17 protein-coding genes are annotated in these 15,373 nt (G+C 42.4%); 1 reads left to right on the forward strand and 16 read right to left on the reverse strand.

The window, feature by feature from the left end; translation table 11 throughout:
- Positions 1–265: 265 nt before the first annotated feature.
- From HMPREF3182_RS00040 to HMPREF3182_RS00055, 4 genes are all read right to left on the reverse strand, one after another.
- Positions 266–1,579: an MFS transporter gene (locus HMPREF3182_RS00040; protein ID WP_062484797.1), complete on the reverse strand. Its 1,314-nt coding sequence runs from the start codon at positions 1,577–1,579 to the stop codon at positions 266–268.
- Positions 1,580–1,681: 102 nt separating this feature from the next.
- On the reverse strand, positions 1,682–2,197 hold the full coding sequence (locus HMPREF3182_RS00045) for a transcription repressor NadR (RefSeq protein WP_007392875.1): 516 nt from the start codon (positions 2,195–2,197) through the stop codon (positions 1,682–1,684).
- A gap of 244 nt (positions 2,198–2,441) precedes the next feature.
- Positions 2,442–2,690, reverse strand: a complete 249-nt coding sequence (locus tag HMPREF3182_RS00050; protein WP_206445525.1) for a hypothetical protein — start codon at positions 2,688–2,690, stop codon at positions 2,442–2,444.
- A gap of 339 nt (positions 2,691–3,029) precedes the next feature.
- The gene (locus HMPREF3182_RS00055) at positions 3,030–4,283 is read right to left on the reverse strand and encodes a diaminopimelate decarboxylase family protein (RefSeq protein ID WP_007392906.1); all 1,254 of its coding nucleotides are present in this window, start codon (positions 4,281–4,283) and stop codon (positions 3,030–3,032) included.
- 148 nt (positions 4,284–4,431) lie between these two features.
- Between HMPREF3182_RS00055 and HMPREF3182_RS00060 the strand changes: the two genes are divergently transcribed.
- The gene (locus tag HMPREF3182_RS00060; RefSeq protein WP_062484800.1) at positions 4,432–5,286 is read left to right on the forward strand and encodes a LysR family transcriptional regulator; all 855 of its coding nucleotides are present in this window, start codon (positions 4,432–4,434) and stop codon (positions 5,284–5,286) included.
- Positions 5,287–5,328: 42 nt separating this feature from the next.
- Here HMPREF3182_RS00060 and HMPREF3182_RS00065 read toward each other — a convergent pair whose 3' ends face one another.
- From HMPREF3182_RS00065 to xseA, 12 genes are all read right to left on the reverse strand, one after another.
- Positions 5,329–5,580 (reverse strand): heavy-metal-associated domain-containing protein, encoded by a 252-nt coding sequence (locus HMPREF3182_RS00065; protein ID WP_007392901.1) that lies wholly within the window; start codon positions 5,578–5,580, stop codon positions 5,329–5,331.
- Between the two features lie 175 nt (positions 5,581–5,755).
- Complete coding sequence (gene dapA / locus HMPREF3182_RS00070) at positions 5,756–6,649, reverse strand: 4-hydroxy-tetrahydrodipicolinate synthase (protein WP_062484802.1); 894 nt, start codon at positions 6,647–6,649, stop codon at positions 5,756–5,758.
- A gap of 14 nt (positions 6,650–6,663) precedes the next feature.
- The gene (locus HMPREF3182_RS00075) at positions 6,664–7,698 is read right to left on the reverse strand and encodes an aspartate-semialdehyde dehydrogenase (protein WP_062484804.1); all 1,035 of its coding nucleotides are present in this window, start codon (positions 7,696–7,698) and stop codon (positions 6,664–6,666) included.
- 23 nt (positions 7,699–7,721) lie between these two features.
- A complete protein-coding gene (gene dapB / locus HMPREF3182_RS00080; RefSeq protein WP_007392862.1) occupies positions 7,722–8,519 on the reverse strand; it encodes a 4-hydroxy-tetrahydrodipicolinate reductase in 798 nt (265 codons plus the stop codon).
- 59 nt (positions 8,520–8,578) lie between these two features.
- The gene (gene recN / locus HMPREF3182_RS00085) at positions 8,579–10,285 is read right to left on the reverse strand and encodes a DNA repair protein RecN (protein ID WP_062484806.1); all 1,707 of its coding nucleotides are present in this window, start codon (positions 10,283–10,285) and stop codon (positions 8,579–8,581) included.
- A gap of 7 nt (positions 10,286–10,292) precedes the next feature.
- On the reverse strand, positions 10,293–10,748 hold the full coding sequence (argR, locus tag HMPREF3182_RS00090; protein WP_062484808.1) for an arginine repressor: 456 nt from the start codon (positions 10,746–10,748) through the stop codon (positions 10,293–10,295).
- 30 nt (positions 10,749–10,778) lie between these two features.
- Entirely contained in the window at positions 10,779–11,360 is a 582-nt protein-coding gene (locus HMPREF3182_RS00095) for a tRNA 5-(aminomethyl)-2-thiouridylate-methyltransferase MnmM (protein WP_007392884.1), read from the reverse strand.
- Between the two features lie 5 nt (positions 11,361–11,365).
- Positions 11,366–12,238 (reverse strand): NAD(+)/NADH kinase, encoded by an 873-nt coding sequence (locus tag HMPREF3182_RS00100; protein ID WP_062484811.1) that lies wholly within the window; start codon positions 12,236–12,238, stop codon positions 11,366–11,368.
- Positions 12,239–12,247: 9 nt separating this feature from the next.
- Positions 12,248–13,051: a TlyA family RNA methyltransferase gene (locus tag HMPREF3182_RS00105; RefSeq protein WP_007392877.1), complete on the reverse strand. Its 804-nt coding sequence runs from the start codon at positions 13,049–13,051 to the stop codon at positions 12,248–12,250.
- A 15-nt stretch (positions 13,052–13,066) separates the two neighbouring features.
- Complete coding sequence (locus HMPREF3182_RS00110; protein ID WP_007392929.1) at positions 13,067–13,954, reverse strand: polyprenyl synthetase family protein; 888 nt, start codon at positions 13,952–13,954, stop codon at positions 13,067–13,069.
- Positions 13,941–14,180 carry an exodeoxyribonuclease VII small subunit gene (gene xseB, locus HMPREF3182_RS00115; protein ID WP_007392903.1) on the reverse strand — a complete coding sequence of 80 codons (240 nt, stop codon included), beginning with the start codon at positions 14,178–14,180 and terminating at the stop codon, positions 13,941–13,943. The genes HMPREF3182_RS00110 and xseB overlap by 14 nt, the downstream gene beginning before the upstream one ends.
- Positions 14,164–15,372 (reverse strand): exodeoxyribonuclease VII large subunit, encoded by a 1,209-nt coding sequence (gene xseA / locus HMPREF3182_RS00120; RefSeq protein WP_007392891.1) that lies wholly within the window; start codon positions 15,370–15,372, stop codon positions 14,164–14,166. Before xseA ends, xseB begins: the two co-directional genes overlap by 17 nt.
- Position 15,373 lies beyond the last annotated feature (1 nt).

The following is a 15,373-nucleotide window of genomic DNA, read 5'->3' on the forward strand; positions in this document are numbered from 1 at the left end:
GTACATCTTAACAAACTCTTTTTCGTTTGTCAAGCGTTTTTTTGATTTTTACAAAATAGCAATAAAATAATTTTTATTCTTTTCTATAACTATGATGTAACATACAAAAGATTATCACTAAAACGCAAACCTGTCAATACTTCCGGCAAAAATTATACCTATATTTTTGTAGTCTACCAAACACGCTCCACCTTCCCTTGCTAAAAAACAAAAAAGATACGATAAATCGTATCTTTTTTGTTTTTACCCTATCTTATCTGACCGTTTACAAACTAGCCTCTTCTAATACTTGCTTTTTACCTTCCCGTCCCAAAAATAAAATAGCAACAGCAATAACGAAAAAGACAAGTGCAAACAAATAGAATATGACATGCATACCCACAGCTTTCCCCAATAAATGACCTACTAAAAGCGGGGCAACGATGCCGCCAATTCTACCAAAACCGGCAGCCCAACCGCTTCCCATCGCACGAATAGCGGTCGGATATTGTTCCGGTGTATACGTATATAAAACGCCCCATGCACCTAAATTGAAGAAAGACATGCATACACCCGATATAAGCAGAACGGACACGGAACTAGCATTACCAAAGAAATACCCTGCCACAGCACTTCCTAACAAATACACAGCCAATGTATTTTTTCGTCCCCACGATTCAACTAATAAAGCCGCACTGAAATATCCGGGGAGCTGTGCTAACGTCATAATCAAGACATATTCAAAGGTCTTTACAATAGCAAATCCCTGCTTAAACACTAACGATGGCAACCACATAAAAATACCATAATAGCTGAAAATGATGCCAAACCATACGAGCCACAACAAAAACGTCCGTACTCGATAATTCGGATTCCATAAGGTAGAAAAATGAGGTTTTTCCGTAACCGCACCAATTTCCGCAGTCACAGAAGTTGCCACCTGCTGTACGTTTCTTTCTAACGACCGAATAATATCTTCCGCTTCCTTGATCCTGCCTTTATCTACTAAATAACGAATAGATTCAGGCATATGAATGCGTGCAAAAAATACATAAAGTGCCGGCAACGCACCGATCACAAAGGTAATACGCCACCCATACTGAGGAATAAAGAAATACGCAATGCAAGCCGCTAAAATCCAACCAACAGCCCAAAAACTTTCTAACAAAACAATAAACCGTCCCCGCACACGAGCAGGTACATATTCAGAAACTAACGTAACCGCAACGGGCAATTCGCCGCCTAAGCCAAATCCTACCAAAAAACGGCACAATAACAATATATTGTACGTCGGTGCCCATGCACATAACCCCGTAGCCAGGCTATATAGCAAAATCGTCACACAAAAAACATTTTTTCGTCCCCATCGATCAGCAAGAGAACCTGAGACGACTGCACCTAACGCCATTCCTGCCAAACCGATACTACCGACAACCCCCATTTGTGCGGTTGTTAAGCCCCATTCTTTAGCAAGCAAGGGCAATACAAATGCAATCAGCCCCGTATCAAAAGAATCAAACATCCATCCTAAGCCAGTTACGAGCAACAATTTATAATGAAACTTGCTAACCGGCAATGCTTCCAAACGTTGTAAAATCATGTATATCACACCTTTTCTATTGTCATGACAGCTGTATATACATATAATACACGTCAGCACGCAAAAAAGCAAGTGGAGATTTTTCTTTTTCCTTATCCTGCATTATCCTTTATATAAAATACCTAAAGCAGCTAATTTTTCTTCAATAACATCTAACTCCTCTTCGGACATAGCAAATATAGAATGCATATGAATGCCGCCGCTTAAAGAAGACAATAAAGCAGCATGCGATTGTTGCATCAACGTCATATATTGCTGCAAATCACGCCGTGAGCGAAGATTTAATTTTGCTTCTAATTCACCATACACCTCATGTTCCACCAACACATTTTCCACTACACCGCCATTATCCACCATCGTTTCTAATTCCAGCTGCATCAATTCCACGCCATGTTTACACACCATTAACCGCCGACAACCCACCGGCTCTACGTGCAATAACTGATATCCCCGCGGCGTGGAAATAATATTACGCCCTTTAGCTCTTAACATAGCAATATCCCCGACAATAATTTGTCTACTCACCTTGCACATTTTCGCTAACGTCGTTCCATTCACAGGGGCATCGGCTTCATTAAGTATCTCTATAATCTGTTTTCTCCGTTGTACATTATCCATATCAATCTCCCCTTTACATATGGTTTAATTATATCATGAAAGCAAGCCTACTAAAAAATACAACCACCTGAGAACCCTTTTTCCAAAGGATAAAAACCAACCGGCAACGCCCCTTCGCATAAAAACAAGCACCGCCTCCCGTGCATGTGGCACGAAGCAGGCGGTGCTTGTTGTCGTCATTACCGGAGGCGTTTGACGGGCAGCCCGTGTTGTCGCAACGGGCTTCTATAAGAACGAGTACAGTTCAGTTCTTGGTCACCATAAAACGCTTGGCAAGCGTATTAAAGGAGGAGTTTATTTGTACTTTCGTAGAAGGAATAAATACATAGCGCCATTCTTTTTTGTGCCTCTTATAAGACCAGTCGCTTACATCCTCACAATATTTGACGGCTTGTTTTTCTTTGGCAATCACATCGGCATCTTTTTCTAACACTCGTGCTAATAAAAGTTCGGGCAAACTATCAAACTTAGCCGAAGAAAATACGCTCTCCATTATACCCTGCACACACGTTTTCCAGTGAACAGCCATTGTTGTTTTCCTATGTTTAATTCATGTTATCATGATTTTGTGCGTATATCAACGCTAAAAGAGTTGTTCTGCTGAGCGTGCATAGATAAATGCATACGTTTTTTTGTATCCCGTTGTTAAAAGGGGTAACGGATTCCCGGTTTCGCTATTTGCGTAAATCGCATAAGCTCTGTATAGATGCGGTTATGCAGCCGCAGCATACAAAAAAGCGGCGTACGCTGTATGACTACGGAGTACGCCGCTAATTCAAAAAAAGAAATTAGCTACATGTAGCTGCTTAAGAGATAGAAGCAACTGTATATTTTATAGCTGCGAAAAATCTAAGGTCGCAAATAAATCATCTACTGTTTCTGCACGGCGAATGCAAGTAACCGTGCCATCTTCATGCCAAAGTAACTCAGCTGAACGTAATTTTCCATTATAGTTAAAGCCCATCGAATGTCCGTGTGCACCCGTATCATGAATGACTAAGATATCCCCTTCATCTATTTTCGGTAATGCTCTATCAATGGCAAATTTATCGCAATTTTCGCAAAGGGATCCGGTCACATCATATACATGATCGAGGGGCTGTGTTTCCTTGCCCAATACGGTAATATGATGATACGCACCATACATCCCCGGACGCATCAAATTAGCCATACAAGCATCTACGCCAATATATTCTTTCCAAATATGTTTATGATGAATGGCTGTCGTCACCAAATAGCCGTAAGGGCCTGTAATAGCACGGCCGCATTCAAATGCCAATTTCACTTTATCTAACCCGTGCGGACGCATTATTTCTTCAAAATATCGCTTGATGCCTGCACTAAGTTCATCATAGTCAACAAATGATTCTTCCGGGCGATACGGCAAGCCTATGCCGCCGCCAAAGTCAATGAAGTCTACGGCAATGCTCAGTTTTTCTTTTACTTCCACAGCTAATTCAAACATCATTTTAGCTGTATGAATAAGACCTGACACATTCAATTCGTTGGAAACAACCATCGTATGTAAGCCAAAATGTGAAACTCCTTTTTGTTGCAATTCCTGAAAGGCTGCAAAAATTTGCTCTCTTGTTAATCCGTATTTTGCTTCTTCCGGTTTACCAATAATGGCGTTTCCTTCTTGTAACAACGGGCCCGGATTATACCGTACACAAATAGCATCGGGCAAGGGTCCCATTTCTTCTAAATAAGCAATCATGGAGATATCATCCAAATTGATGAGTGCTCCCATTTCCATGGCCTTTTGATACTCGATCTTGGGTGTATCGTTAGAGGAAAAAACAATATCTTTTCCCGTAATGCCCACTTTTTCACACAATATTAATTCTGCCAGGGAACTGCAATCCGCACCTACTCCTTCGTTTTGCAATACACGCATAATGTACGGATTAGGCGTGGCTTTCACGGCAAAGTATTCTTTAAATGACGGTGCCCACGCAAAGGCCTTTATCAGTTTTCGTACATTCTGAACAATGGCCTTTTCATCATAAATATGGAACGGCGTTGGATATTGCTTAATCATGTCGCGAATTTGCTTTTCTGTAAAAGGAACTATTTTCTTATTCATACCTATCCCTCTTTTTATATAAAAATTAAATAAAAAAGTACCACAAGAATTGTCTACCATTATTTTTTATTATATAATATCCATATGCAATGTGTAAAATAGATTATTCTAATTACTACAATTCGTTTTTATGATTATTGGAGGATATATGGATACGACCACCTTACGCACGTTTCTCGCTCTAGCACAAATCAAAAATTTCACCAAAACGGCTCGCCAACTTTATGTAGCCCAATCTACGATTACCAACCGCATGCAAGATTTAGAAGCGGAATTAGGGGTATCGCTGTTTGCTCGCAATCACAAACAAGTAACCTTAACCACCGCCGGTCAAAAATTTCTTCCTTATGCACAACATTTTATTCGCCTGGAAACGACAGCCTTACAAGAAGTGACACAATCTCCTACGTATGCACAGCACATCCATCTAGGCACGACAAATACGATTTACGAATGTCACTTACAAAAAAAGATCCGTTCCTTTTTGGCCACAAAGCCGAATATTTCCTTAGCTATCACGATCAGTCATACGCCGGATATGCTCTTGCAGTTGCAAGAAAATATGTTGGATGCGGTCTTTTCTTTTAGTCCTTTATTTCGCGATGGCTATATTTCTCGGCCTTATCGTACGGATCCGTTGGTGTTAGTGTGCCATAAAAAAATAACCGATTATGCCGAAGGTATTTCTAAAAATGATTTGCCCCATATTGATTATTTATTTTGCAATTTTGCCTTACAAGGAGTAGGTATATATATTCAAGATTTATTTCCCAAGCATCATCGTTTTTCTATGGAAATAGATAATAGCACCAAACTGCCCCAATATATCCTCGATGGCTTGGGTTATACGTTTTTACCCAGAAGCTTAATTGAAGATGATATAAGGCAGGGTCATCTGCGTATTATTCCCTTGTTAGATTTCGCTCCGCCCAAGGTGGATAGCTACTATATCACGCATAATCCTTCGCCTGTACCGGAGGAACTCATTCGCCATTTACGGTAAAAAAAAAGTATTCACGCGGTGAATACTTTTTTTACGCTATATTTAATGAATAGATGTAACTTGATAGCCTGCCTCTTCAACGGCTTGTTTCATCATGTCGTCCGTCACGTCATCGGCGATAATCACACTTGCTTGTCCCGCCGCTAAAGATACATCTACTTTCTTTACGCCCTGTATTTGTTGCAAGGCCTCTTTAACATGCTTCACACAATGTTGACAAGTCATCCCCGTAATAGAAATTTGTTTTTTTATACCTGTTGGTTCATGCTTAAAAAGTGAACTAATAAATCCCATAAAATCACCCCTAGTTGAATACATAAATTATATTTTATTATAAGCAATACCCATAAAGAATGCAAGTTGTCCGCGGTACACCCTGGTTACAATGGCTATGAATATCCGTATAGGTGTACCCATAACGATATAAAAACAGCAGTTGATATATATCAACTGCTGTTTTATGTTTACCTTACGAAGGGGATATAATCTGTGCCTTCTCTAACATGGTACGTAAAAATGCTTTCTCTGCGGCTGACGCTTTCACCATGGGCAACCGAAATACTTCTTCGGCTAAGCCAAGCATATGACAACATGTTTTAACGGGTATCGGATTAACCGTACAAAAAACACCGTTACATACATCCAACAGTTGCTGATGCAACCGGCACGCCTTTGTTACATCTTGTTGTTTATATGCAACTATCATTTCTTGCAACGCCTGGCCAATAAGATGGGAAGCCACACTAATGATACCGCAGCCGCCGACCGCTAATAAGGGTAACGTCAAATTATCTTCCCCACTATATAGCATAAAATCGTCCGGCGTATCTCTAGCAATCATCGTAGCGGCTACCAAATCGCCACTCGCTTCTTTTATGCCCACAATATTCGTAAAATCACGGGCCAAACGCACCACCGTTTGTGCTTCCACTTTTCCCCCCGTACGACCGGGAACATTATACAGAATGATGGGTAAGGAAACCGCTTGAGCAACCGCTGCAAAATGGGCATAACAACCGGCTTGATTTGGTTTATTATAATACGGCGTAATAACCAGTAACGCATCTACCCCCGTTTTTGCCGCTTTTTGTGCAAACGCAATCGTTTGAGCCGTATTATTACTTCCTACGTTAGCAATCACGGTGGCCTTTTTCCCTAGGGCATCCACAATCGTTGTAAACAAGGTCAACTTTTCCTGTTCTGTCAACGTAGCACCTTCACCCGTAGTACCTGCAACTAATACCCCATCAGAACCGTGTTCACACAAATACGTTGCCAAGGAAGCCGCCGCTTCATAATCAACGGATCCATCCGCATGAAAAGGGGTAATCATCGCCGTAATAACATTACCAAAATGATTCATCTACCATCACTCCTTTATAAGAGTAAATCATGAGCTAACATATATTCTGCAATTTGCAAGGCATTTAACGCTGCCCCTTTGCGAATTTGATCCCCGCAAACCCACAAATTAACAGCTTTTTCATTATATAAATCCTTACGAATTCTACCGACATAACAATCATATTTTTCTGATGTATATAACGGCATAGGATACTTCATATGTACCGGATCATCTTCTACTTGCACGCCCGGAAACGCATCAAGTGCCTGCCGAACGGCCTCTACGCTAACGGGTTCTTCCGTTTCCACATATATCGATTCGGCATGACTGCGAAATACGGGAACTCGTACCGTCGTTGCCGTAATGGCAATCGTATCCTGATGTAAAATTTTATGCGTTTCATGTACCATCTTCATTTCTTCCTTAGAATAATCGTTATCTAAGAACACATCTATATGGGGAATAAGATTAAAGGCAATCGGATAATGCGTATCTAAACTTTTCGTAGGCAAGATATGTGCTTGCATTTCTTTGCCCTGTAAAAAGTCTTTCACTTCCGTTTCCAATTCTTCAATGCCTTCTTTACCTGCTCCGGATACGGCTTGATACGTGCTAACGATGATTTTCGTAATGGGCGACAGGTCATAAATCGGCTTTAACGCCATGAGCATAATAATGGTCGAACAATTTGGATTGGCGATAATGCCTTGATGCATGGCAATATCTGCCGCATTGATTTCAGGGATAACCAATGGTACCGTTTTATCCATACGAAAGGCACTTGAATTATCAATGACAACACAGCCCCGTTTCGCTGCTTCAGGTGCTAAGGTCTTACTAATAGCGCCGCCCGCAAACAGCCCTATATCGACACCCGTAAATGACTCCGGCGTGGCTTCTTCTACGGTATATACGTGGCCATTAACACTCATTTTTTTTCCGGCCGAACGCGATGATGCCAACAAAATCAACTTACTATAAGGGAATTGGCGTTCCTCAATTAAGCGAATAAATTCTTGTCCTACTGCCCCGGTGGCACCCAAAATAGCTACAACAGGCTTTTTCATGGTCTTTCAACTTCCTCTCTTGTTTATAAATAATGCTCTAACCCAAATGTCAATCCTATCTTTGTCTGAACTTTTTTTATCGCTAAGATCACACCGGGCATAAACGATTTACGATCTAGTGAATCATGTCGAATCGTCAATAATTCTCCATAGCCACCAAACAGCACTTGCTGATGAGCAACATACCCGGGCAACCGTACACTGTGGACAGGAATACCGGCTACTGTCGCCCCTCTAGCCCCAGCCAAGCTTTCTTGCGTCCGATCAACGGCGGCTTCCACCTTAGCGGCTTGCCGTGCTTCCGCAATATAATTGGCGGTCATAATCGACGTTCCTGAAGGTGCATCTAATTTATTATTATGATGCAATTCAATAATTTCTACATCCGGCAAATAAGGTGCCGCTTCTTTAGCAAATCGCATCATAAGTACTGCCCCAATGGAAAAATTAGGTGCAATAAAAATACTTACCTCTTTCGCTGTGGCTAATTTGCCTAACTGTTCACGCTGTGCTGCCGTCAGCCCGGTCGTACCGACAACCATATTAACACCCTGCTGTAAACAAATTTCCGCATTTTTATAAATGGCGGCAGGCGTTGTAAAATCAACGACAACCTGTGGTTGATATAGTTGTAACGCCTTTTTAAGATCATCCACTATACACAGGCCTGTGTAGGGAATACCAATGACCGTACCTATATCTTCACCGACATGAGATAAACTAACCCCACCGACTAACCTTAATTCCGGATCAGCTATTACGGCTTTGACAACTTCACTTCCCATTCGTCCATCTGCACCATTGACAAGTACACTAATCATACTATCACCATCCTTATATTCATAAAAAAGGTAATCCTACTATATACCCTTTATTCAATTTACGTCAAGGAATTTCCCTTTTCATCTGCATCTTTACTTTGGCGAATTAACGTTCGTGCCGCCTCTATCCCTTCTTCTCGCACATCATCGCCCGTAAACATACGTGCAATCTCTTGCACATGTTCTTGTGGTGAAAGCAATTTAACTTGTGAAATCGTCCGTCCCTTTTCTTCTTTTTTATAAATAACATAATGCTTATCTGCCGCAGCTGCCGTTTGCGGCAAATGCGTTATACAAAAAACCTGTTCCTGCTGACATAATTGATGCATGTGCTTCGCCACTTGTACCCCCGTTTGACCGCTAATACCGACATCAATTTCATCAAAAATCCTTGTTTTATCGGATTGCTTCCGCTCCCCGATGGATTTTAAAGCCAGGGCAATACGCGAAACTTCCCCGCCCGAAGCAATTTTCGCTAATGGTTGAACCGCTTCCCCTTTATTGGCGGAAAAATACAATTCGACTACCTTCGCCCCTATCGCCGTTACCGTTTCCATCGGTTCGATGTGAAACCTGATTTGACTATGCGGCATGCCTAATTTTCCCAGCGTTTCTGTCATCGACTGTTGAAACTGCTTGGCTACGTGAAGACGCACGTCATATAATGCTTGTGCTTTTTCTTTTGCCTGCTGCTGTGCGGCGACCAATTTCTTTTTTACCCGTGCCAGCTGATTATCCACATCTTCTAATTTCTGATATTCTTGCTTTGCGTGTTGTAAAAACGCTAAAATATCCTCAATGGAAGGCCCATATTTTCGTTTTAACTTTTCCATTTTCGCAAGTCGTTCTTGCATTGCATCAAGGGCCTGTTCATCAAACTCAACGTCATCAGCATATGTCACGAGGCTCTCATAGACATCTTTCAGCTCATACACCAGCGTTTCCCAGCGTGCTTCGACTTGTTGAAACAAGGGTTCATACGTCCCCATCTTTCCTAACAGGCGTTGCACCGTTTCCGCTTGTTCTAAGACCCCGGCTTGCCTATCACTACCGTCAAACGTATATACCAACTCACGCATATTATTTTTGATATGTTCGCCCTTTGATGCTAGTCGAACTTTTTTCTCTAATGCTTCATCTTCGCCTATTTTTAAGTTATGCTTTTCAATTTCTTTTATCTGAAAATCCAACACCGATAACAGACGTGCTTTTTCACTTTCATCATGACTTAATTTTTTTACCTCATGGGCAAGGGTTTGCCATGTGCGATACACCTCATCATAAGCAGCACGTGCCGCCTGTACCTCCGGTGTTAAGCCGTCCAATAAATCGACATGATACAAGGGATCAAAAATCAAGCGATTATCGTATTGCCCATGAATATCTAAAAGATAATCGCCGATTTGTTTTGCCACCACAAGCGGTACCAGTGTCCCATTAACCAACACCGTTCCTCGTCCATTGCGCTGCCATTTTCTTGCAATGACCAATTGGCCATCTTCCATTTCAATATGATTTTCTAACAAAATGCGTTGTAATGCTTCATCTGGTGTAGATAGAAAAAAAGCGCCTTCAACCCAAAATGACTCCGTGCCTTGTCGCACGAAGGAAGCTGAAGCACGCTTTCCGGCTAACATTCCAATAGCATCAAGAAGAATCGATTTACCTGCACCCGTTTCACCGGTAAAAATCGTCAATCCATCGCCAAAGTGAATGTGTACATCTTCAATCAACGCAAAATGCTTAATATGAAGATACTGTAGCATAAAAACCTCATTCATTCATTAACGAAAACAGAAGTTTTACCAATGGTTTGACTGCTTCTTCGCTACGCATAATAATCAAAATAGTATCATCCCCAGCCAAGGTACCTAAGACATGTTCCCAACGGGCATGATCAATTGCTGCCGCAACAGGATTAGCCGAACCCGGCAAGGTATGAATAACCACTTGATTTAACGCAGAATCTACCCGTACAACCGAATCTTGAAATAACCGTACCATACGATTTTTAGACATCAATAAATTCTGTTCAGGCGAAAGAGCATATCGATAATGACCATCACTAGTCGGTACTTTAATAAGCATTAATTCTTTTATATCTCTTGAAACCGTAGCTTGTGTCACATCAATGCCTTCTTCTTCCAGGGCCTTAGCTAATTCATCCTGTGTTTCAATAGGTCTGGACTGTACAATTTCCTTTATTTTTGAATATCGAAATCTCTTCATGTTTTAAACCTCTCCTTTTTTCCGGTAAGCCTATCGTCCTTTTGTTTTTCTTTTTTGAATAATATATAAAATGGGCGGTTCATGTATTTGATTTAACGGGTTCCATAAAGATACATGAAACATCGACTGCGGTAGTTTTTGTAAAAAAGAAGCAAGCCCCAATGCTTCCTCTTTACCTATGGGTGTACCTGGATATGCAGCTACCATAATTATCCCATTTTCAGAAAGTTTATGCAAGCAAAATTTAATAGCTTTTATGGTAGTGGCACATGTAGTTTGAATGTCATGATTGCCTTTTGGCAAATAACCTAAATTAAACACGCAAATATCAATATTTTCTTCTATTGCCAAGACCAATTGTTCATGCGAGCCACACCGCAAACAAATCGACGGATCCCACACCTTCGCCTGAAGCAATCGCTCTTTTGTTCGTGCTATGGCCACCGGCTGTATATCAAAGGCATACAAGCGTGCGCCATCTTGCATGTATCGCTTTAAAAACACCGTATCCTTGCCATTACCGCAAGTCATATCCACCACGACATGTGCCTGTTGCAGATAGGGACGTAAGAGCATATGACAAAGGGATACGGCATGATGTAACATTTCCATTACGCTTAACTCTTTCCTGCCAACTTCGTAAATAAATTAGTATAAAAATACTTTTCTGTAAATCTAATCATTTTCAATGCATAGTCAGACCGACTTACCCGCAAGGATACCGTACGCGGAAGTTCTTGATCCGTCATCCCGTCAATGGAAATGCGAACACTATTCCGACTCGGGGCAGAAGAAAATGTAAGCACCGCTTGTTCGTCCAATATAAACGGCGTCTTTAAGAGTAAATGGGGACAAATCGGCGTAACCATCAGGCATTTTACTTGTGGGGCGACAATCGAACCTCCCCCGGAAAAGCTATATCCCGTACTCCCCGTAGGCGTAGAAACGATAATACCGTCACCGGGATATTGCTGAACAAAATGACCATCAATATACACATCGATCCGCACCATTTTCCCGACATTACCATGGGCGATAACAATTTCATTTAACGCCAGGGGCAAGACCTTGCTTACGTTCTCGCCCTCACATAAGGCAGCACTCAGCATCATGCGTTCTTCTATATGATAATCCCCTGCCAATATGCGGGGCAACCAATATTCTACTTCCGTCGGTTCTACTTCAAATAAAAATCCTAAAGACCCAAAATTAACCGCACACACCGGCACCTGTGCCAGGGCAAATGAACGGGCCATTTTCAGTACCGTTCCATCGCCCCCTAAAATGAAGGCTATGTCAATCGTTGGCATCAGTTCATCACATGGCTGATAATACGCAGCATCAATGGATCGATATATGGCTTGTGTACTTTCTAAAACATAAGAAGGTAATACCACATCCACCCCATGTTTCTCGCATACTTGTATAAACGAAGGGATCCACAACCCGCATTCGGGTTTAGTTAAATTCGGAAAAATTCCAATACGCAACCTGCTCACCTACAATTCATGAGACTGCTTAACGACCGCATCGATCATCGTCGGCGTAACAAGCAGTCGCGGTGTTTCCTCTTTACAAGAAAACAACAAATATTCAATATTACCATCAGCACCTTTAATCGGCGAAAACGTCAACGCTAAGGGGGATATGCCCTGTGCATGAATGCCCGCAATAACACGCAACAACACCTCACGATGAACGGCTTCATTACGCACAATACCGCCTTTGCCAACGCATTCTCTACCAGCTTCAAATTGCGGTTTAATTAAGGTGACCATTTGTCCGCCCCACCGTAATAAGGGAACCACCGCCGGCATAATTTTTAAAATCGAAATAAAGGAAACGTCAATAGAAATAAAATCAACCGGTTCTCCTATATCCTCACAGGTGACATACCGTATATTCGTACGTTCCATATTGACGACCCGTGCATCCGTACGCAACGACCACGCCAATTGCCCATATCCCACATCCAGGGCAAATACTTTAGCCGCACCATGTTGCAAGGCACAATCTGTAAAACCACCCGTTGAAGCACCGATATCCAGCATCGTTTTAGCCTCTAAAGAAAGCGAAAAAGAAGCAATCGCCTTTTCCAATTTTAAGCCGCCTCTCCCGACATACGGCATGACCTTTCCCTTTACCGTAACGGGTGCCGACACGAGTACTTTCGTCCCCGCTTTATCCACGCGCTTATTATCGACATACACCAGCCCGGCCATAATGGTAGCTTTCGCCTTTTCCCTGCTTTCACAAAGCCCTTTTTCTACTAAAAGTACATCCAGTCGCTCTTTTTGTTGCATAGATACCCTCTTCTTTTACCTCACACGTTGCAGCAGATACGTTGCCAGCTGACGTAAAAACCACGCCTCTTCACCCAATGCAGACACCGCCATAATCGCATTTGTCGCCGCTTCTTGAGCCATCGACCGTGCTTCTGCTAAGGAAAATAACGTCACATATGTCGCCTTATGATTTTTGGCATCACTACCGACCGGTTTTCCTAACATAGCTGCATCGCCGGAATAATCTAATATATCATCTGTAATTTGAAATGTCAACCCTAACTGATAGGCATATGTCCGCAAACAATCTCGAATAGCCGGTGTTGCGTCCGCCAAAATAGCCGCTATTTCAATCGCCGCTTCAAATATAATTCCTGTTTTATGGTAATGCATAAATTGTAATCCCTCTACGCCAATATGCATATTACCTTCAGCATTTAAATCATAGGCCTGTCCGCCTACCATCCCGGCGGGGCCGGCAGCACGAGCAATAACGGCCATGCATTGGCACCTTTTCGCCGCCTCAATCTGCTGCTGTGCGGCTAATAATTCAAACGCAAACGTAAGCAACCCATCGCCAGCCAAAATAGCCATACCTTCACCAAACATCACATGATTCGTTGGTTTCCCCCGCCGTAACGCATCATCATCCATCGCCGGCAAATCATCATGAATCAGCGAATACGTATGTATGCATTCTAACGCACAAGCCACATCCAGATACGGTGCCGCTGTTTTACCCAACGCTTCTACCGTAGCCAGTAACAACGTTGGTCGCACCCGTTTGCCCCCGGCGAGTAAACTATAATTCATCGCTTCATATAACGATGCAAACCCTTTATCCTCCGTATGTAACAAGGTTTGTAACCGTGCTTCCACCAACTGTTTTTGCTTTTTTAGATACGCCTCACATGTCGTCATCGCTTGACTCCTGTGCCGAAATCCCTTGCACCTCGGCCAATGCCTGTACGCGTTGGCGTGCATGTTCCAATGCCTGGGAGCAAGCAGCACCCATTTTCATTGCTTTTTCATATACTTCTAACGATTCCATCAACGTCAAATCTTTGCTTTCCAAGGTTTTGACTAAGGATTCTAACGCTTCATAATTCGCTTCAAAATCGGTTAATTGTTTACTGCCCCTTATCATACGGTTTCACTCCTTTTACTACTGTTTGAATTTGCCCATCAACCAGTTGAATGTCTAACAAATCGCCAACGGATACCTCCGCTATTCGTTTTACCCGTTGCCGCCTGCAACACACTTGGCCATACCCCTTGGCAGCTAACCGTGCCGGATTATCTCCATTAAGCCGTGCCATAAGTGTTTCCAATTGCCCTTGTTTCTGTTCATAAATGTAGGCTAACCGCTGTGTCATCAGACGCAACTGTGCCTCTACCTGTTCCTGACGTAACGACAATACGGTCTTATATTGTTCAGGACGCACGGACAGCAGCGTCCGTTCTACCTTATGCATATAATCATCTATATACACCTGTATACGCTTCGTTGCCACATCCATCATTTGAGCAATCGTCATTTCTATATCCGTAATGGACGGAAAAGCCAACTCGGCGGCATGCGTAGGTGTCGCCGCCCGTACATCCGCCGCATAATCCACTAACGTAGTATCCGTTTCATGCCCAATCGCCGTAATAATAGGTACCTTTGTCTGAAATACGGCACGCACGACCTGTTCATCATTAAAGCACCATAAATCTTCTAACGAACCGCCGCCACGAGCTAAAATCAATATATCCAACCGTTCATTATTACCTGCTTCATGTAAGGCCTGCACAATTTCCGGAATAGCCGCCTCGCCTTGCACCGGAATAGGATACAAACAAATGTCAATATACGGATTTCGCTCTGCCGCAATCTTATGAATATCATGTAACACCGCCCCTGTTTTTGACGTTAATACCCCTACACGCCACGGAAAACGGGGTAGCATTTTTTTATGTGCTTCATCAAAAAGCCCTTCTGCGGCAAGTGCTTTTTTACGTGCTTCCAATTGCTGTTGTAGCGTGCCTATGCCCTGGGAAAAAAGTCGTTCAATAATAAACGATACAGAACCTCCTTTTTCATATACATTTAACGATCCTACAACAACTACTTGATCGCCCTCTTTGACGGCATCCATCATAGCTCCTACACGACCTCTAAAAAAAATGGCCCGTATGGAACATTGTTCATCATGTAAAGACATGTAATAATGTCCGGCCGAAGCTCGTTGCAAGCCTAAAATATTGCCTACCATCGCAATATTTCGCAACGTATAATCACCTTCTACATTATGCTTTAAACGGCGAACTACCGCCGTAACGGATTCACACTCCATA

It is taken from the genome of Megasphaera hutchinsoni (genome assembly GCF_001553405.1).
GTDB lineage: Bacteria > Bacillota > Negativicutes > Veillonellales > Megasphaeraceae > Megasphaera > Megasphaera hutchinsoni.

Coding starts and splice junctions, on each gene's coding strand:
- HMPREF3182_RS00040 (WP_062484797.1), bottom strand. CDS start 1,579: ATGATTTTACAACGTTTGGAAGCATTGCCGGTTAGCAAGTTTCATTAT.
- HMPREF3182_RS00045 (WP_007392875.1), bottom strand. CDS start 2,197: ATGGATAATGTACAACGGAGAAAACAGATTATAGAGATACTTAATGAA.
- HMPREF3182_RS00050 (WP_206445525.1), bottom strand. CDS start 2,690: ATGGAGAGCGTATTTTCTTCGGCTAAGTTTGATAGTTTGCCCGAACTT.
- HMPREF3182_RS00055 (WP_007392906.1), bottom strand. CDS start 4,283: ATGAATAAGAAAATAGTTCCTTTTACAGAAAAGCAAATTCGCGACATG.
- HMPREF3182_RS00060 (WP_062484800.1), top strand. CDS start 4,432: ATGGATACGACCACCTTACGCACGTTTCTCGCTCTAGCACAAATCAAA.
- HMPREF3182_RS00065 (WP_007392901.1), bottom strand. CDS start 5,580: ATGGGATTTATTAGTTCACTTTTTAAGCATGAACCAACAGGTATAAAA.
- dapA (WP_062484802.1), bottom strand. CDS start 6,649: ATGAATCATTTTGGTAATGTTATTACGGCGATGATTACCCCTTTTCAT.
- HMPREF3182_RS00075 (WP_062484804.1), bottom strand. CDS start 7,698: ATGAAAAAGCCTGTTGTAGCTATTTTGGGTGCCACCGGGGCAGTAGGA.
- dapB (WP_007392862.1), bottom strand. CDS start 8,519: ATGATTAGTGTACTTGTCAATGGTGCAGATGGACGAATGGGAAGTGAA.
- recN (WP_062484806.1), bottom strand. CDS start 10,285: ATGCTACAGTATCTTCATATTAAGCATTTTGCGTTGATTGAAGATGTA.
- argR (WP_062484808.1), bottom strand. CDS start 10,748: ATGAAGAGATTTCGATATTCAAAAATAAAGGAAATTGTACAGTCCAGA.
- HMPREF3182_RS00095 (WP_007392884.1), bottom strand. CDS start 11,360: ATGGAAATGTTACATCATGCCGTATCCCTTTGTCATATGCTCTTACGT.
- HMPREF3182_RS00105 (WP_007392877.1), bottom strand. CDS start 13,051: ATGCAACAAAAAGAGCGACTGGATGTACTTTTAGTAGAAAAAGGGCTT.
- HMPREF3182_RS00110 (WP_007392929.1), bottom strand. CDS start 13,954: ATGACGACATGTGAGGCGTATCTAAAAAAGCAAAAACAGTTGGTGGAA.
- xseB (WP_007392903.1), bottom strand. CDS start 14,180: ATGATAAGGGGCAGTAAACAATTAACCGATTTTGAAGCGAATTATGAA.
- xseA (WP_007392891.1), bottom strand. CDS start 15,372: ATGGAGTGTGAATCCGTTACGGCGGTAGTTCGCCGTTTAAAGCATAAT.